Source organism: Pseudochrobactrum saccharolyticum, from assembly GCF_008801715.1.
Taxonomy (GTDB): domain Bacteria; phylum Pseudomonadota; class Alphaproteobacteria; order Rhizobiales; family Rhizobiaceae; genus Pseudochrobactrum; species Pseudochrobactrum saccharolyticum.
In genome coordinates this window covers 475,277-493,005 of record NZ_VZPG01000002.1, presented here as the reverse complement: position 1 = coordinate 493,005, position 17,729 = coordinate 475,277, and the positions used below count along the sequence as shown (strand labels likewise).

Sequence of the window (17,729 nt, the reverse complement as noted above, 5' to 3'; positions counted from 1 at the left end):
CAGTCTGTTTTTTCAAAGCCCGCTTGTCTCAGATAAGCGGGCTTTTTATTTATAGATCATAAGCGGCGGGAGAATGGTTATGCTGGTGCAGCAAGGCAGATTGGCAATACGTGTTTTGCAGAAAAGCGATGCGCTGGTGATGCTGCGCTGGCTGCAGGATAAACGTGTGCTGGAATTTTATGAAGGACGCGACAAGCACTTCGATCTGCAATCCATCATCGAAATTTTTATTGAAGATCAGGGGGAAACCACACCGTGTCTGGTGTTGCTGGATAATAAGCCGCTGGGCTATGTGCAGTTTTACCCGCTGGATAGCGAAGATAAGCAGGCACTGGAATTACCTGTTGAAGATATAATCTACGGGCTGGATCAGTTTATCGGCGAGTCGGATTTCTGGGGACTGGGGCTGGGCACACAGCTTGTCTCACTAATGCGGGATTATCTCATAACAGAAAAGGCAGCACAGCGCCTTGTACTCGACCCGCAAAGCCGTAACTTGCGTGCTATTGCCTGTTATGAAAAATGCGGCTTTGAAAAACTCCGCCTGCTGCCCGCCCATGAAATGCACGAAGGGCAGCTGCAGGATTGCTGGCTGATGCAGTATTATCCTGCACGCAGCAGTCTGATTGCCTCGTCACGGCCGAAAATATAGAGCAACAACCGCAGCGCCTGACCGCGCTCAGATTGCAAATCAATATCGCGCTCCAGCATCAGACGGGCATCTTTACGGGCGATTTCCAGAAGATCAGTATGCGCTTCCATGGAAGCGAGTTTAAAGCCCGGCGTGCCGGACTGGCGGGTGCCGAGCAATTCGCCTTCACCACGCAGTTTCAGGTCTTCTTCGGCAATGCGGAAACCGTCTTCCGTCTCACGCATCACCTGCAAACGCGCTTTGGCAATCTCACCCAGCGGGCCTTTATAGAGCAGCAGACATGTGGATGGCTTATCACCACGCCCGACACGACCACGTAGCTGATGCAATTGCGACAGGCCGAAGCGCTCGGCATGTTCAATCACAATTACGGTTGCATCCGGCACGTCCACACCAACCTCAATCACCGTTGTGGCAATCAGCAGGCTTGTATCACCGCGCTTGAAAGCCAGCATGGCATCGTCTTTTTCCTGTCCGGTCATGCGGCCGTGAATGAGGCCAAGCTTGTCGCCAAATACCGGCAGAAAAGATTGAAAGCGTTCTTCGGCAGAGGTCAGCTCAACATGTTCTGATTCTTCCACCAGCGGGCAGATCCAGTAGATTTTCTGCCCCTCGGAAATTGCCTTACGCATTCGGTCAACAATTTCACTCAACCGCTCACTCGGCACAATTGCGGTGGTGATCGGCTGGCGGCCTGCCGGTTTCTCAGTGAGTTTGGAAACATCCATATCGCCAAAAGCGGTCAGAACCAGCGTGCGCGGTATCGGTGTGGCGGTCATCACCAGCATATCCGGCGCAGTACCCTTGGCGGTGAGCTGCAGACGCTGATGCACGCCAAAACGGTGCTGCTCATCAATAATCACAAATACCAGATCATGATATTCGACCTTATCCTGAAATAGCGCATGGGTACCGATAATGATATGAATTGTACCATCGGCCAGTTCGTCGAGAATGCGCTGACGCTCTTTGCCTTTTTCACGCCCTGTCAGCAAAGCAGCTTTCAATCCGGCTTTTTCAGCCAGCGGTGCAATGGTTGCAAAATGCTGACGTGCCAGCACTTCAGTCGGTGCCATCAAGGCGGATTGTCCGCCTGATTCCGCTGCATGTGCCATAGACAGTAAGCCAACTACAGTTTTACCCGCGCCGACATCACCTTGCAGCAGGCGCAGCATGCGCTCCGGCTGCTTGAGGTCGCCGATAATATCTTTAACTGCCTGTTCCTGACCTTTCGTCAGGCTATAGGGCAGATTGGCCAATATCTGCGCGGTGATTTTGCCTGTGCCATTGAGCGGGCGACCTGAGAGACGCTTGGTCTTGGCGCGCACCAGTGCCAGCGCCATTTGTCCGGCGAGAAATTCATCATAGGCGAGGCGGCGACGCGAAGGGCTCTCTTGCGCAATATCTTCCGGTTCTTCCGGCAAATGCAGATGATGCAAAGCTTGCGAGAAAGACGGAAAGCCCTCCCGCTGCATCAGCGTCTTATCCTGCCATTCCGGCAGATCAGGAATGCGTGTCAGCGCATCACGCATCGCGCGTGCCAGTGTTTTGGGTGAAAGACCGGCAGTCAGCGGATAGACCGGCTCGATCAGCGGCAGATCATCGCTGCCGTCAATCGGCGCAATATGATCGGGATGCACCATTGAGGCACGACCATTGAACCATTCGACTTTGCCGGAGACGATGACCTTTTCGCCAAGAGGCAGGCTCTTTTCCAGCCACGGGCGCTGGGCACGGAAGAAAACCAGTGTTACTTCGCCCGTATCATCATGGGCATAAATGCGATGGGGCACGGAGCCGCGCATAAAGGCGCCTGATTTGGCAGTGGAGGGTGAGAACTGATATTCATCAACTGTCACTTCCAACGTGACCACGGCCCCTTCCTGCGCAAAAGCCACACCCGGACGGTTGCGCCGGTCGATCACACTGTTTGGTGCCAGAAACAGCAATTGTCCCACACGCGGTTCAAGCATCGTCGCGCTTTCCGCGCCGAGCAGTTTCAGCAGCAGAGCAGAGACTTTAGGCCCGATACCGGTAAGGGTGCGGACGGATGCAAACAGGGGATCAAGCAGACTTGGACGCATGAAAGCAAACTTACTTAGATCTTATTAACTTGCAAGCTGACATCGCGCTCATCCCGCGTTATATGGCTGGTAACATACTTGAATACACAGACGTTAATCCGGAGAGTGATATGAGCACAGGCAGTAAATTATCGGGCACCGAGGCAGGCGCACAGCTGGATCCGCGTCGTCGCAAGCTGCTGTTCCGCTCATGGCACCGCGGTATGAAGGAAATGGATCTGATCTTCGGTCAATATGCTGACATGCATATTGCAACCATGGATGAAGATACATTGAATGAGTTTGAGCGCCTGCTCGAAGTGCTCGACCGCGATCTGTTCAAATGGATTACCGGCGAAGACAAAACACCGGAAGCTTTTGACACGGTTTTGTTCCGTGATCTTATTTTGTTCCGCGATAAAATCGACTATTGATCTTATAAATCAGAAGTTCGTACACATAGCAGAGTCATCCTATGCCCGTATTTTCCAAACTTGGTCTGAAACCGGTACTCGTCAATCATGTGCTGATTGACGGTGTTGCCGATGGTTATGAAGCCTTTGTGCTGGCCAAGATTCTGGAAGAGGCGGGCGATAAAGGGCCGATACTGTTCATCGCGCGCGACGGGCAGCGCGTGGCGGATATTGAGCAGGTGATCGGCTTCATCATGCCGGAATTGCCGGTGTTGCATATTCCTGCATGGGACTGTCTGCCTTATGACCGCGTTTCCCCCGGTGCAACCGTCTCGGCCAGACGTCTGAATGCTTTGAGCCAACTGAGCGCTTTGCGGGAGCAGAAACATCCGGCGCTGATTATTGCCACTGCCAATGCGGTATTGCAGAAACTGCCGCCACGCGCTGTGTTGGCTGAGCAGAGTTTCTCTGCACGGCCGGGCAACCGCGTGAATATGGATGAGCTGACCCAGCGCCTTGAACGCAACGGCTTTGAACGCGTGCCGACCGTACGTGATGTCGGTGAATTTGCGGTACGCGGTGGTATTCTTGATCTGTTCGTGCCGGGTGCGGAAGAGCCGCTGCGTCTGGATTTCTTTGGTGATACGTTGGAGAGCATTCGTGCGTTCGATCCGGCCTCGCAACGCACCACTGAGACGCGCAAGGAGTTCACTCTCCAGCCGATGAGCGAGATTACGCTCTCGCCGGATATGATCAGCCGTTTCCGTAAGAATTATATTGCTGCCTTTGGTGCGCCGTCACGCGATGATGCGCTTTATGCTGCGATCTCAGAAGGTCGCCGCTTTGCCGGTATGGAGCACTGGCTGCCGCTGTTCTATGACGAGATGGAAACCCTGTTCGATCACACAGGCGCAATGCCTGTTGTATTTGATCATCTGGTGCCTGAAGCTATTGCCGAGCGTCACAAGCTGGTGCTTGACCATTATGAAGCGCGTCAGAAACAGGCCGAGGGCAAAGAAGCCGCTGATGCTATTCCCTATAAGCCCGTTGCACCGAGCCAGCTCTATATGTCGCTGCGTAAGGTGGAAGAGGCCGCAGAGGCGAATGGCAAGCGCTATGATCTCACGCCTTTTGAAGCACCGGAAGCCAGCGGACGACATATTATCCATGCAGATGCCCATAAAGGCCGCAGCTTTGCCGAGGAACGCGCCGCTAAAGACGTCAATCTGTTTGAGGCCGTAACCAAATATATCGCTGAACTTCGCGCAAGTGGCAAAAAGATCATGGTCGCCGCATGGACGGAGGGCTCACTTGACCGTCTGTTGCAGGTGCTGGACGAACATGGTCTGGAAAAAATCGAGACGGTTAAAGATCTGCGGACAGTCAAAGCCCTGTCGCGTGATAAGATCACTGCAACTGTGCTGGCCGTGGAAAGCGGCTTTGATGCCGGTGATCTGGTTGTGGTGGCCGAGCAGGATATTCTCGGTGACCGCCTGATCCGACGCACCAAGAAACGCAAGCGCGATGCGGATTTCATCTCTGAGGCCGGTAGCCTCACCGCAGGCGATATCGTTGTGCATGTCGATCACGGTATCGGTAAATTTGTCGGCTTGCGCACAATCACTGCTGCCGGTGCGCCGCATGATTGCCTTGAACTGCATTATGCCGGTGACGACCGTCTGTTCCTGCCGGTTGAAAATATAGAACTGCTGTCGCGCTATGGCTCGGAAGGCTCAAGCGCTGTTCTGGATAAGCTTGGCGGCGGCGCATGGCAGGCGCGTAAAGCCAAGCTCAAGAAGCAGCTGCTGGAAATGGCCGGACAGCTCATCCGCATTGCTGCAGAACGCGCTATGCGCGGTGCGCCGGTTCTGAATCCGCCGGATGGTCTTTATGGTGAGTTTGCTGCGCGCTTCCCTTATGACGAGACAGAAGACCAGCAACGCGCCATTGATGCGATCTTTGACGATCTTGGCGATGGCAAGCCGATGGATCGTTTGGTTTGCGGCGATGTCGGCTTTGGTAAAACCGAAGTCGCGCTGCGTGCGGCTTTTGTAGCGGCGCTCAACGGCTATCAGGTGGCGGTTGTTGTGCCGACCACATTGCTGTCACGCCAGCATTTCAAAACCTTTTCCACGCGCTTTAATGGTCTGCCGATTAATGTTGCCCATGCCTCGCGTCTTGTCGGAGCCAAAGAACTGGCATTGACCAAGAAAGGTGTTGAAGAAGGCACGGTGGATATTGTTGTCGGCACCCATGCGCTGCTCGGCAATTCGATCAAGTTCAAAAATCTCGGCCTGCTGATTATCGACGAAGAACAGCATTTCGGTGTCAAGCATAAAGAACGTCTGAAAGACCTTAAATCCGATATTCACGTGCTGACACTCACTGCAACGCCGATCCCGCGCACTTTGCAGCTGGCGCTTACAGGTGTGCGTGAATTGTCGCTGATTACCACGCCGCCGGTTGACCGTATGGCGGTGCGTACCTTCATTTCACCTTTTGACGCGCTGGTCATCCGTGAAACCCTGATGCGCGAGCGCTATCGCGGCGGCCAGAGTTTCTATGTCTGTCCGCGTATTTCCGACCTTGCAGAAATCAAAGAATTCCTCGACCAGCATGTACCGGAGCTGAAAGTTGCCGTGGCTTATGGGCAGATGGCGGCCGGTGAGCTGGAAGACATTATGAATGCCTTCTATGACGGGCAGTATGATGTGTTGCTCTCCACAACCATCGTGGAATCCGGTCTGGATATTCCGACTGCCAATACCATGATCGTGCATCGTGCGGATATGTTCGGTCTTGCGCAGCTCTATCAGTTGCGTGGCCGTGTTGGCCGTTCCAAGCAGCGTGCATTCGCGCTGTTCACATTGCCTGCGGGCAAAACGCTGACGCAGACCGCTGAGCGCCGTCTCAAAGTGCTGCAATCGCTGGATACTTTGGGCGCTGGTTTCCAGCTTGCGAGCCACGATATGGATATTCGCGGCGCGGGGAACTTGCTGGGCGATGAACAGTCCGGTCATATCAAGGAAGTCGGTTTCGAGCTGTATCAGCAGATGCTGGAAGAGGCCGTTGCTGAGCTGAAATCCGAAGGCCCTGTGATTGACAGCCATTGGTCGCCACAAATTGCGGTTGGCACAGCGGTGATGATACCGGAAACTTATGTGCCGGATCTGCAATTGCGTCTGGGGCTTTATCGCCGTCTGGCCGATCTGGAAACAACGCAGGAGATCGACGGATTTGGTGCCGAGCTGATCGACCGTTTTGGCCCGCTGCCGGAAGAAGTGCAGCACCTGCTCAAGATCGTGTTTATCAAGGCGCTGTGCCGCAAGGCCAATGTTGAGAAACTGGATGCAGGGCCGAAAGGCATTGTTATCCAGTTCCGTGAGAAGACCTTCTCGAATCCGGCAGGTCTGGTGCAGATGATTGCGGCACAGGGCTCGCTGGCGAAGATCCGGCCGGATCAGAGCATTGTGTTTATCCGCGATTATCCGACCGCTGAAAAACGCCTGACCGGTTCAGCCGTAATCATGACGCAACTGGCAAAAATCGCCGGAGAATAAGCAAAAAACAGGGGGGAATAAAATGCAAAAACAGCTGGTTGAAACCAGACATGGCCGTCTTGAGGTCATGACAAGCGCAGGCAAGGGCGCTCCGGTTTTGTTTATTCACGGCAATTCTGCGTGCAAGGAAGTGTTTCACAAGCAGTTTGAATCCTCTCTGGCGCATGATTTCCGGCTGATTGCTTTTGATTTGCCGGGACATGGCGCTTCTAATGATGCTGCTGATCCGCAAAAATCCTATACATTGCATGGCTATGCGCAGGCCGCAGCCGATGTGCTGAAGGCGCTGGATGTATCATCGGCAGCGGTGTTCGGCTGGTCGCTCGGTGGGCATATCGGTCTGGAAATGATTGCGCAGCAGGCACCGGTCAACCGGTTGATGATTACCGGCACGCCGCCATTTGCCAAAGATACGGATGCGGTAGGTCAGGCTTTTGTGGCGAGTGAAGCGCTGAAATATGGTGGTCAGCGTGATCTGGACGATGCGGAGGCACAATCCTATGCGCGTCATGTGGTGCATCCGGATAAACCGACACCGGCTTTTATGGTGGATGCCGTGCGCAGAACCGACGGGCTGACACGCCAGACAATGTTCAAAAATATTCTGGCGGAGAATATTGCCGACCAGCAGCATATGGCTGAGAATTGCCCCGTGCCGCTGGCTATCCTCAATGGTGCTGAGGATCATTTCATCAATAATGCGCATATCGCATCGCTGAATTATAAAAACCTCTGGGAAGAGACGATTTTCCTGCTGCCACAGGTCGGCCATGCGGCTTTTCTGGAAAAGCCGCAGCTGTTTAACCGCATATTGGAACGCTTCCTGCGCGGCTAATTTTGTGGTTTGCGCAGGCGCACAATCCATGCAATCGGCGTAACGCGCGTATCGGCAACGACTTCTTCTTGTGCAGCCAGTTCTTTCGAGGCCATTGGTTCAACACTGGCCTCGAGAATAAAACCTGCAGCGTTAATCATGCCGATCCATTCGCTTAAAGTGCGGTGGAAGCGCGGAATATTGAACGGTTTATGCTGCTCGCGCTCAGTTTGCGGAACGCTTGAAAACAGCCATGTCTCAAGACTGCCGTCAATATTCTCAAAATAATCTGCAACCAGAACCGCGGTTACTTTACCATTCTCATCACGAATATTCTTACGAAATGGCGGCACAAAACACGGATGCAGAATGGTGAACTGGAAGAAACCCTGCGGTTTAAGAATGCGGAATATTTCTTTCAGTACATCGCCTTGTTGCGGCATATCCATCATCGACATGAAGGCGCTGGCGAAGTCAAATTGTGCATCATCGAATGACAGGTGCAGGGCATCCGCCGTCAGATAACGGATACCAAGCGGCTCGTTTTCTTCATATTCGGAAGCATGGTGCACAAAGGTCGGCGCAATATCAATGCCGGTCATTTTCGCACCGGCGCGTGCCAGAGCGCGCGTATTGGCACCTTCACCGCAGCCGACATCTAATCCGTTCAAGCCTTTGATATCCGGCAGCATTTCCAGAAAAGCCGGTGTGTGCAGCGCATCGCGGTAAATATCATAACCGGCGCGGACAAGCTTCGTCCATGTCGCAGCATTGGCCTCCCAATTTTCTGATACAGAGCGTTTCAATGCATCATTTGTGGACTGATCTGCTTTATAATGGAAGGAAAGACGAAAAAGGCTCCTTGGCGAGCACCAAAGAGCCTTAGAATAATATTGTTGCAGTGGTTTAAAGATCAGCGATCTTCGCTCAGACCCGGCTCATAACCTTCCGCAATCTGACGGATAGCATCAGCCATGGCCTCGGCGCTCTGTGCACCCATGACCGCATATTTCTGATCGAGAATGAAGCATGGCACACCGGTCACGCCCATCTGTCCGGCAACGGCGATTTCCGCACGAACATTGTCGCTGTCCGTGTCACCTTCAAGCAGGGTTTCGATAATGGTATATTCCATACCGGCATCTTCTGCGGCTTCGATCAGGATTTCATGGCTGCCGATATTTTCGCCCTGTTCAAAATAGAGTGAGAACAATTCGCCGACAACGCGATCCTGTACTTCCGCGCTGACTTCACCCGCCCAGCGGATCAGGCGATGGGCATCCAGAGTATTTGGTGCGACTTCAATCGCATCAAAGTCGAACTCGATGTCTTCTTCTTTGCCGATGGCGATCAGCTGGTCATGCACTTCATTTACGCGGCTCTGGGAGCCGAGCTTTTCAACCAGATAGCGTTTGCGCTCTTTGCCTTCAGCAGGAAGTGTCGGGTCGAGCTGAAACGGACGCCAGCGCACTTCAACATTCAGTTCCGGCAACATTTCAAGGGCGGCTTTCAGGCGCTGACGGCCGAGAAAGCACCACGGACAGACGACATCGGAAATAACATCGATTGTGATTTGTTTATTAGTCATGAAATTACCTGTCATCATTTGCCAGTTATTATTAGTTCACAGAGGTGGTTTCAGTCCACCATGTAGGGAATTGATAGCCGTAAAGCGAGGTTTTTTGTGGAATTTTTATCCGCTCCCACCGTGCAACCTGCTGTTTCGGCAAATAATAGAGTGGCAGATAATAGCTGCCGGAAATCAGTAACCGGTCAAAGGCGCGCACTGCATCGGTAAAAGCAGGGCGGTCTTTTGCGGCAAGCATAGCTTCAATCATCGCATCAATAGCTGGATCCTGCGCACCCGGATAGTTGAAACTGCCGGATGCATCACGAGAGCCGGAACCCCAGCGCATCCATTGTTCATTGCCGGGTGAGAGCGAGGCTGTCAGCGCACCGATAATCATATCATAATCGAAATTCTGCAAGCGCTGCTGATATTGTGCATCATCGGCACTGCGGATTTCCGCAACAATACCAAGCCGTGCCAGATTGCGCTTATAGGCCAATGCCAGCTTTTCCTCATCGACCGAGCGGGTCATGATTTCGAAACTCAGACGTGTGCCTTCCGGTGTGTGCGCTACACCGTTTTCAAAAGTAAAGCCTGCCTGTTCCAGAAGATCATAGGCCTTTTTGGCAGGCGCACGGTCATGACCGCTGCCATTGGTTGTGGTCGGGCGCCATGTGCCGTCCATTGTTTCCGGCAGAATTTTATCCTGATAGGGCGCGAGTAACTGCTTTTCACCTTCGCTCGCCGGACGACCGACGGATGACAATTCCGAACCCTGCCAGAAACTCGCCATACGGTCATATTGACCGGAGAACAGTGAGCGGTTTGCCCATTCAAAATCAAAGAGCTCGGAGAGTGCGCGGCGCACTTTAACATCAGCAAATTTCTCGCGCCGCGTATTGAAGACAAAGCCGAGCATATTGGCCGGTGTGCCTTTGACAAAAGTGTCCTTAATGACTTTTCCCTGTTTTACCGCAGGAAAGTCATAGGCTTTGCTCCAGTGATTAGGTGAACCGTCAACATAAACATCAACGATTCCCTTCTTGAAAGCCTCGAAATAGGAGGTTTCATTGCGGAAATATTCGATGGTGATGGTGTCGAAATTGCTGAAGCCGCTGCGGCTTGGCAGGTCTTTTGCCCAGTAGTCAGGATTGCGTTGATAGGTGATGCGCTCACCAGGTTTAACTGCCTTAACAATATAAGGGCCGCTGGCGATCGGTGGCTTCAGCGAAGCTTTGCCGAAAGTTTCCGGATCAACGGCATGTTTCGGCAGCACCGGCATAGTACTGGCCAGCAGTAACGGGAATTCCCTGTCAGCCTTGTCATTAAAGGTAAAACGGATGCCGCGTTCACCGGTTTTCTCGATTTTGGCAATGCGGTTCATACGGGCATTATAGGGCGGGCGGCCTTTTTCCGTCAGGATTTCATAGGTGAATATCACATCTTCCGGTGTCACCGGCTTGCCGTCCGACCATTTTGCCTGTTCGTTCAGCGTAAATTCAATAAAACTGCGCGCATCATCCGTTTCAACACGTTCTGCCAGCAGGCCGTAAAGCGTGAAAGGCTCATTGGCAGAACGCTGCATCAGTGTTTCAAACATCAGATTGCCGAAATCCGCATCATTGAACATGCCACGCGCCGTGGTACGCATGCTTTGCAGAACAAACGGATTGAGACTGTCAAAGGTACCGACCACACCATAAGTGATATTGCCGTCTTTAGGTGCAGCCGGATTGGTATAAGGGAAATGTTTGAAATCGGCTGGCAGCGCAATGTCGCCATGCATGGACAATGCGTAGGATGGCACGCTGTCTTGTGCGGTAGCTACAGTCTGCGCCTGTGCTGTACCATGAGTAAAGGGCAGGCCGGTTGTGCCAAATGCGGTTGCCAGAACGGAAGTTCCCAGCATGGCAAGCAGATGACGCCTGTTGATGATGCGCGGGAAGGGCTGGAACGGCTGTGTCATTGGTCAATCACTATCCGGTAAAATTATAAGAATGCTCTGATTTGTCAGAATTTTGCGTGTTTTTGATTAATTTTGAGAATGTTTGAGGATTATACCGTTCCGGTACCATATTTGATTCGTATCAGATGCACTGTATAAACCGCTTTTTTAGCGGGAATATGCAGCAAGCCACAGAATTATAATATGAAATATTGACCGGCCGGTTTTCGTTTTCTGATAAGTCAGGCGGGAAATGCGTTGTTTTTATAGCGCAAATCGACGTTAAAAAACTATGGTTAATAAAACGGCACTGGATAATACGTTACAGTCAGTGTAACACCGCAAATAACGCAGGGTCACGCTGTTGCCGTATTTTATCCGCAGTCATGGTTGCGAAAATTCGGTTCACTTGCTGATCCGCAAGGGGAAAATGTTGTCTTGCCAGTCTCGATGATAATTCCCGTAAAAAATACAGGCTGTTTATTTCTCTGAAACAGCATAGCCAGAATTCAGATCAGAGTGTTGAAAGGAACCTGTTGATCATGACCAGCACGAAGACATTCGCTGCCGCATCCGCAATTGCCGGCGCCGTTGCCCTGCTTGCAACCGCGACCCTTCCGGCCACAGCTCAACAGCTGCCGCCGCAGGGATGGTTCAAGGTCTGCTCGAAGCAGGAAGATAATGATATTTGCAATACACAGAATATCGTGACTGCAGATTCCGGTCAGCTGCTGACCGCGATCAACCTGATCGAAATCAAAGGCAAGATTAATCGTAAGATTTTTCAGGTTTCCGTTCCGACCGGTCGTCTGATCCCTGCGGGTATCGGCATGCAGATTGATGCGAACAAAACCACTAAGGTTGAATACGGTATCTGCTTCCCGGATCGCTGCATTGCAGAAGCTCCGCTGACAGATGAAATGGTCAATGCGCTGAAAAAAGGCGGCAAACTGACCCTTACATCCGTAAACTTCCAGAATAAGCCAAATCCGATCACTGTTCAGCTCACCGGTTTCTCCGATGCTCTGAATGGCAAAGGTCTGCAGCAGAACGAACTTGAACAGCGCCAGAAAGAACTTCAGGACGCAGTTCAGAAGCGCCAGAAAGAATTTGAAGCCAAGATGAAAGCAGAACAGGAAAAGGCGAAAGCCGGTAACTGATCTGGAACATCCGGAAACAGATTTTAAAGGGCGCCTCTGGCGCCCTTTTTTATTGGAGGAAAAATGACAAGACCTGAACTGACAACGCAGCGTCTGAAACTGCGGATATATACACCGCAGGATGCTGCTGAAATGTACAGCCATATCACACCGACGCTGACCCGTTTTATGGCGTGGGAGCCGCCTGCATCCTATGAAGAGTTTTTGGAGAACAAACCTCTTTGGGAGGAGCGTTTTCTGAAGGGGACGGATTACCACTTCGTTGCCAGAGATATCCAAAACGGGCGTTATATTGGTATTGTCGGGGTGCATCGGGCAACAACGACCACACCGGAATTCGGCGTTTGGATGTGTGAGGATGTGCACGGGCAGGGCTTCGGAAAAGAGGCGGTCACTGCTGTGTTCGACTGGGCAAAGGAAGCGTTACAGGCAGACTATTTCGTCTATCCGGTAGCCGAAGAAAATCGGGCTAGCCGCAAGATTGCCGAAACTCTGGGCGGCAAGCTTGTCTCCTCGGAGCAGAAGCCGAAATATATGGCTGTGACTTATCACATTCCGGCTTGAAACATACGCGGAGTATAGGCGGTAACGTGTAATTTCTTGTAATTTCTTGTAATTGCCACGTAATGCTGAAGTCATATCATCGGGTTTTCTTTATAAGGAAACTCGATGATACCAGAAATTGAAACAACGCGTATGATCTTGCGTCCATTCAGGGCAGAAGATGCGGATGAAATCTGGCCGTGTATGACAGCGAATTTAGCACGTTATATGCGCTGGGAGCCGCCTGAGCGGGCTGAAGATTTTGAAAAAATTTGGCGTAAATGGCCGATGCAATTTGCTGAAGAAAGCAATTGCATTTTCATCGCGCGGAAAAAAATGGATCATTCTTTTATTGGTCTATTCGGTATACATAGTTTTAAAACACCAACGCCACGTTTAGGTCTTTGGGTGCGTGAGGAACTGCACAGGCAAGGGTTCGGGCCTGAAGGCATAGTTTCTGTCATGAATTGGGCGCGAGGGGATTATTCACCAGACTATTTTATTTATCCGGTAGCAGAAGAAAATATACCGAGCCGCAAGCTTGTAGAAAGCCTTGGCGGTAAAGCTGTGACAACGGAACAAGATCCCAAGTTCACGTTGATTATTTATCATATTCCGGCTTGAAAATTTCATGATAATAATGGCCGGATATGTCCGGTCATTGTCCTGATACTGACTTTTTCATTATGTTTTAGCGCGGTAATTTCTGTTATACCACTTTACAGGAGTTACCTAAAATGTCCGCCAATGATACTGCTCTGATCGTTATTGATGTTCAGGAATCTTTTCGCCAGCGTGCCGTATGGCAGGATGATATCGCCCGACCTTTTATCCGGAATGTGCAGACGCTGATTGATGGTGCTACAAAGCGCAAGATTCCGGTCGTGCAGATTTTGCACACGGATAATGATGATGTGTTTCAGCTGGAAAGCGGTTTTGTACGCACATTGGAAGGCGTGGAGATTGAGCCAACCGTGCAGTTTTACAAGAAACGCCACTCTGCTCTGGTGGAAAGCGGGCTGAATATCTGGCTGACGGAGCGCGGTATTCGCAAGCTGATTATCTGCGGCATCAGAACCGAACAGTGCTGTGAAACGACAACGCGTCATGCGTCTGATCTGGGCTATCAGGTTGATTATGTAACGGAAGCCACACTGACTTTTCCGATGCAGCATCCTTCAGGACAGGTCTTCTCTGTTGAGGATATCAAAATGCGCACGGAGCTGGTTCTGGCAGGGCGTTTTGCACGCATTGCTACGGTTGAAGAAGCACTTCAGGCTGCTTCAGTATAAGGAAATTGGATTGTGAATAAGCCAAGCGGCACGACGACCCCAAAGATTATACCTGTCTATGTTGTTGTGCCGCCGCATATCCTGCTGCTGGATGTGGCGGGGCCGGTAGAAGTGCTGCGCCGTGCCAATGCGGAGCAGCAGGACATTCTGTTCGATTATCATTTTGTCTCAACGCGAACGGAGCAGGTGAGTTCAATCGGGCTGGCTGTTGCAGGGCTTGAGCCATTGCCAGCACAGCTGCCGGATGATGCCTATATTCTTGTCTGCGGCACCATAACAGCACCGGCAGAGGCAAATGATCCTGAGCCGGAATACCGGCAATTGGCAGCATGGCTGAAAACAATCTTCCGGCCATCAATGCATCTGGTAACGATCTGCTCCGGTGCTCTGATCGCTGCACGTGCCGGTTTGTTCGATGGTTATGCCTGCACTACTCATGCGCTGTCTGTTGATGAATTGCGTGAAATTGCTCCGGCGGCGCGTGTGCTGGATAACCGGCTTTATGTGCAAGATGGCTCACGTTATTCGAGTGCAGGTATCTCCACCGGAACTGACCTTATGCTGCATCTGGTGGCAAAGCTGACATCGCCGGTCGTAGCTCTGAATATTGCCCGTTACATGGTTGTCTATATCAGGCGTACTGGTGGCGAGCCGCAATTCTCGCCGTGGCTGAGCGGGCGTAATCATATTCATCCGGCAATTCATCGCATTCAGGATGCGATTATTGCTGATCCGGCGCGGTGCTGGTCTCTGGCAGAGCTGGCTGATACCGGTTTTATGAGTGTTCGCAATCTGTCGCGTCTGTTTCAGGAGCATACGGGGCTGACGGTGACGGAATATGTCAATCTGATCCGCGTAACACTGGCCAAAGATATTCTGACCAATTCGCCGCTGGATATGGAGAATATCGCCGAGAAAACCGGCTTTACCTCAGCCCGCCATCTGCGCCGTGTCTGGTCGAAATATAATGCGGTGCCGCCGAGCCATTATCGCCGGATTACCGGACAGGTGTAAGATCGCGTTGTGCAATACCACAAATCACTGCCAGCAATAACAATCCGGCTGAAGCCCACAGACCACTTGAGAGATTGTGCGTCAGGTCATTGATAAAGCCGATCAGCACAGGGCCGACAATTTGTCCGATTGAGAACATAACAGTCATCATACCGATTGCTGCTGCCCAGCCTTCCGGTGGCAGATTGCGGCGCACATAGACTGTAGTTGAAGCAACAACTGCGAAAAAGGCACAACCGAAACCGGCAGCAGAAACCATCAGCAGAGGCGTGCCGGATGAGAAAATCGGCAGCAGTGATGCAATCAGCGTGACGAGTGAGAGCAGAGCGAAACCATAGCCATGCAGTACTTTTTTCTGAATACCTGCGCAAATCCATGGCGAGGAAATTGCGCCAAGCCCGATCACAAACCAAAAGGCTGATTGCAGCATAGCCCCGCCGCTGGAATTCTGCACCCATGCGATCATAAAGGTCATATAGGCAATATAACCGGCACCGACAAAGAGATATCCCGCTAGAATGCCGCTCATGGCTTTGTAATCAACGCGGTAAGGTTTGCTTTTCTGATCCGGCTTGTAGAGCGTTACATTTTGTCCGCGCGCACCGATCAGCAACAGAGCCAGCGGGGCGGCGATCAGCGCCAGCAAGGCCCATGCATAAGGCCATGAGCCTGCACCCAAATAAGCAATCAGATAAGGAATGACGAGACCGGACAGGAAAATACCGATACCCGGCCCTGCATAGAAAATACCGAGAATAACCGAACTGCGTTCAGGATGGCGTTGAGCAAGACCGGTTGTCAGCAGGCCACCGGCCACAAAAGCCAGACCTGCACTGAGACCGGCAATAAATCGCAGCAGGTTGAGAATAAGCACATCGCGGAAGACCGCGCAGAATGCCAGCGAAGCGACAACCAGCCAGATATTGATGATCATCATTTTATAGGCACTGATATAGCGCAGCAGGCGCGATGCGAGCAAAGCGCCGAACAGATAGCCGATCCCGTTGCTGGTATTCATCCAGCCCGCATCTGCATAGGACCAGTGCAGATCGGCACGCATATCCGGCAGCACAAGCGCATAGGCAAAACGTGCAAAACCCAATCCCAGTGCCGGAACCATTGCTAAGGCCAGCACAACGGCTAAGGCATTTTCACTTTTTCCGAACGGGTCTTGGGTGGTCATTACAGGCATTCCGGTATTGTTTTACAGTATAACTTATAGCGGATTCACAGCTTGGCGGTGATGATTAATCCGCATGAGAGAGCGTGTTCAAATAGAAAAAGCCCCGCCTGATTATTCAGGCGGGGCTTTTACAAATCATGACTGATTAAGCAGCCATTGCTTTCTGCAGGTTTTCGTCGATCTTGTCGAGGAAGCCTGTTGTCGACAGCCAAGGCTGGTCCGGACCGATCAGCAGAGCCAGATCCTTGGTCATGTAGCCGGATTCAACTGTGTCTACGCAGACTTTTTCCAGTGTATCGGCAAAGCGCTTCAGCTCGGCATTGTCGTCGAGCTTGGCGCGGTGCGCGAGGCCACGGGTCCATGCGAAGATCGAAGCGATCGAGTTGGTTGAGGTTTCCTCACCCTTCTGATGCTGACGATAGTGACGGGTTACAGTACCGTGAGCAGCTTCTGCTTCAACGGTCTTGCCATCCGGTGTCATCAGAACCGAGGTCATCAGGCCGAGCGAGCCGAAGCCCTGTGCCACGATGTCGGACTGCACGTCGCCGTCATAGTTCTTACAAGCCCAGACATAGCCGCCGGACCATTTCAGAGCCGAAGCAACCATGTCGTCGATCAGGCGGTGTTCGTACCAGATCTTGGCTTCTTTGAACTTCTCAGCAAATTCAGCCTGATACACTTCTTCAAAGATATCTTTGAAACGGCCGTCATAGGCTTTGAGAATGGTGTTCTTGGTCGACAGATAAACCGGATAGCCGCGCTGCAGGCCGTAGTTCAGCGATGCGCGTGCGAATTCACGGATGGATTCGTCGATATTGTACATAGCCATAGCTACACCGGATGATGGTGCATCATAGACTTCGTGTTCAATGGTTTCGCCGTCTTCACCAACGAATTTGATCGACAGCTTGCCTTTGCCCGGGAATTTGAAATCAGTCGCGCGGTACTGGTCACCGAAAGCATGACGGCCAACGATGATCGGCTGAGTCCAGCCCGGCACCAGACGTGGTACGTTTTTGCAGATGATTGGTTCGCGGAAAATTACGCCGCCGAGAATGTTGCGGATGGTGCCGTTTGGCGATTTCCACATTTTCTTGAGTTTGAATTCTTCAACGCGGGCTTCATCAGGGGTGATGGTGGCGCATTTCACACCAACGCCGTGCTCTTTGATAGCATTCGCTGCGTCGATGGTAACCTGATCATTGGTTGCATCGCGGTGTTCTACCGACAGATCATAATATTTCAGATCGATGTCGAGATATGGATGGATGAGTTTGTCTTTGATAAACTGCCAGATGATGCGGGTCATCTCATCGCCGTCAAGCTCAACAACGGGATTTGCAACTTTGATCTTTGCCATTAAAACCTCTCCTTCATGAAGTTGCGCCTCTCATAGCACTGCTTAGGCGAGAGGCAAAGTGCTAACGACGCCTTGAGAACAGGAATAATAAAAAACGCAGGAGATAACGGGTTTTTATACTGTCAGAGGGCAATTTATTTGTTCACGATGGTGTGAGATA

Annotated in this window: 15 protein-coding genes; 9 read left to right on the top strand and 6 right to left on the bottom strand. The window is 51.8% G+C overall.

All coding sequences use genetic code 11. The features are described 5' to 3' along the window. Positions 1 to 79 precede the first annotated feature (79 nt). Positions 80 to 652, top strand: coding sequence for an aminoglycoside N-acetyltransferase AAC(6')-Ian (aac(6')-Ian, locus tag F7P81_RS08885; RefSeq protein WP_151159234.1), 573 nt, complete (start codon positions 80 to 82; stop codon positions 650 to 652). On the opposite strand, the gene recG is transcribed toward aac(6')-Ian, so the two are convergent. Then, positions 604 to 2,736, bottom strand: a complete 2,133-nt coding sequence (gene recG, locus F7P81_RS08880; RefSeq protein ID WP_151159233.1) for an ATP-dependent DNA helicase RecG — start codon at positions 2,734 to 2,736, stop codon at positions 604 to 606. The two genes, aac(6')-Ian and recG, sit on opposite strands and share 49 nt — an antisense overlap. Before the next feature lie 110 nt (positions 2,737 to 2,846). Here recG and F7P81_RS08875 point away from each other — a divergent pair, with 110 nt between their 5' ends. Genes F7P81_RS08875 through F7P81_RS08865 form a run of 3 tightly spaced genes read left to right on the top strand, consistent with a single transcriptional unit; the run spans position 2,847 to position 7,523 of the window. Then, positions 2,847 to 3,149: an FAD assembly factor SdhE gene (locus F7P81_RS08875; protein ID WP_116088034.1), complete on the top strand. Its 303-nt coding sequence runs from the start codon at positions 2,847 to 2,849 to the stop codon at positions 3,147 to 3,149. Between the two features lie 41 nt (positions 3,150 to 3,190). Beyond that, entirely contained in the window at positions 3,191 to 6,688 is a 3,498-nt protein-coding gene (gene mfd / locus F7P81_RS08870) for a transcription-repair coupling factor (protein WP_151159232.1), read from the top strand. Positions 6,689 to 6,710: 22 nt separating this feature from the next. Then, the gene (locus tag F7P81_RS08865) at positions 6,711 to 7,523 is read left to right on the top strand and encodes an alpha/beta fold hydrolase (protein WP_151159231.1); all 813 of its coding nucleotides are present in this window, start codon (positions 6,711 to 6,713) and stop codon (positions 7,521 to 7,523) included. On the opposite strand, the gene F7P81_RS08860 is transcribed toward F7P81_RS08865, so the two are convergent. From F7P81_RS08860 to F7P81_RS08850, 3 genes are all read right to left on the bottom strand, one after another. After that, positions 7,520 to 8,308, bottom strand: coding sequence for a class I SAM-dependent methyltransferase (locus F7P81_RS08860; RefSeq protein ID WP_151159230.1), 789 nt, complete (start codon positions 8,306 to 8,308; stop codon positions 7,520 to 7,522). The genes F7P81_RS08865 and F7P81_RS08860 overlap by 4 nt on opposite strands. A 107-nt stretch (positions 8,309 to 8,415) precedes the next feature. After that, positions 8,416 to 9,090 carry a DsbA family oxidoreductase gene (locus F7P81_RS08855; protein ID WP_151159229.1) on the bottom strand — a complete coding sequence of 225 codons (675 nt, stop codon included), beginning with the start codon at positions 9,088 to 9,090 and terminating at the stop codon, positions 8,416 to 8,418. Positions 9,091 to 9,121: 31 nt separating this feature from the next. Beyond that, on the bottom strand, positions 9,122 to 10,858 hold the full coding sequence (locus tag F7P81_RS08850; protein ID WP_246176095.1) for an extracellular solute-binding protein: 1,737 nt from the start codon (positions 10,856 to 10,858) through the stop codon (positions 9,122 to 9,124). A 701-nt stretch (positions 10,859 to 11,559) separates the two neighbouring features. On the opposite strand from F7P81_RS08850, the gene F7P81_RS08845 reads away from it, so the two are divergent. The 5 genes from F7P81_RS08845 (at position 11,560) to F7P81_RS08825 (ending at position 15,026) form a co-directional block, all read left to right on the top strand. Further along, on the top strand, positions 11,560 to 12,177 hold the full coding sequence (locus F7P81_RS08845; RefSeq protein ID WP_075655347.1) for an invasion associated locus B family protein: 618 nt from the start codon (positions 11,560 to 11,562) through the stop codon (positions 12,175 to 12,177). A 63-nt stretch (positions 12,178 to 12,240) separates the two neighbouring features. Beyond that, entirely contained in the window at positions 12,241 to 12,741 is a 501-nt protein-coding gene (locus tag F7P81_RS08840; RefSeq protein WP_151159228.1) for a GNAT family N-acetyltransferase, read from the top strand. 105 nt (positions 12,742 to 12,846) lie between these two features. Beyond that, complete coding sequence (locus tag F7P81_RS08835; protein WP_151159227.1) at positions 12,847 to 13,344, top strand: GNAT family N-acetyltransferase; 498 nt, start codon at positions 12,847 to 12,849, stop codon at positions 13,342 to 13,344. Positions 13,345 to 13,457: 113 nt separating this feature from the next. Next, on the top strand, positions 13,458 to 14,012 hold the full coding sequence (locus tag F7P81_RS08830; protein ID WP_151159226.1) for an isochorismatase family protein: 555 nt from the start codon (positions 13,458 to 13,460) through the stop codon (positions 14,010 to 14,012). A 12-nt stretch (positions 14,013 to 14,024) separates the two neighbouring features. After that, positions 14,025 to 15,026, top strand: coding sequence for a GlxA family transcriptional regulator (locus F7P81_RS08825; protein ID WP_151159225.1), 1,002 nt, complete (start codon positions 14,025 to 14,027; stop codon positions 15,024 to 15,026). Here F7P81_RS08825 and F7P81_RS08820 read toward each other — a convergent pair. Both F7P81_RS08820 and F7P81_RS08815 read right to left on the bottom strand, forming a co-directional pair. Continuing rightward, the gene (locus F7P81_RS08820; RefSeq protein WP_210246211.1) at positions 15,010 to 16,209 is read right to left on the bottom strand and encodes a YbfB/YjiJ family MFS transporter; all 1,200 of its coding nucleotides are present in this window, start codon (positions 16,207 to 16,209) and stop codon (positions 15,010 to 15,012) included. The genes F7P81_RS08825 and F7P81_RS08820 overlap by 17 nt on opposite strands. Positions 16,210 to 16,354: 145 nt before the next feature. Next, positions 16,355 to 17,569: an NADP-dependent isocitrate dehydrogenase gene (locus tag F7P81_RS08815; RefSeq protein WP_075655334.1), complete on the bottom strand. Its 1,215-nt coding sequence runs from the start codon at positions 17,567 to 17,569 to the stop codon at positions 16,355 to 16,357. Positions 17,570 to 17,729 lie beyond the last annotated feature (160 nt).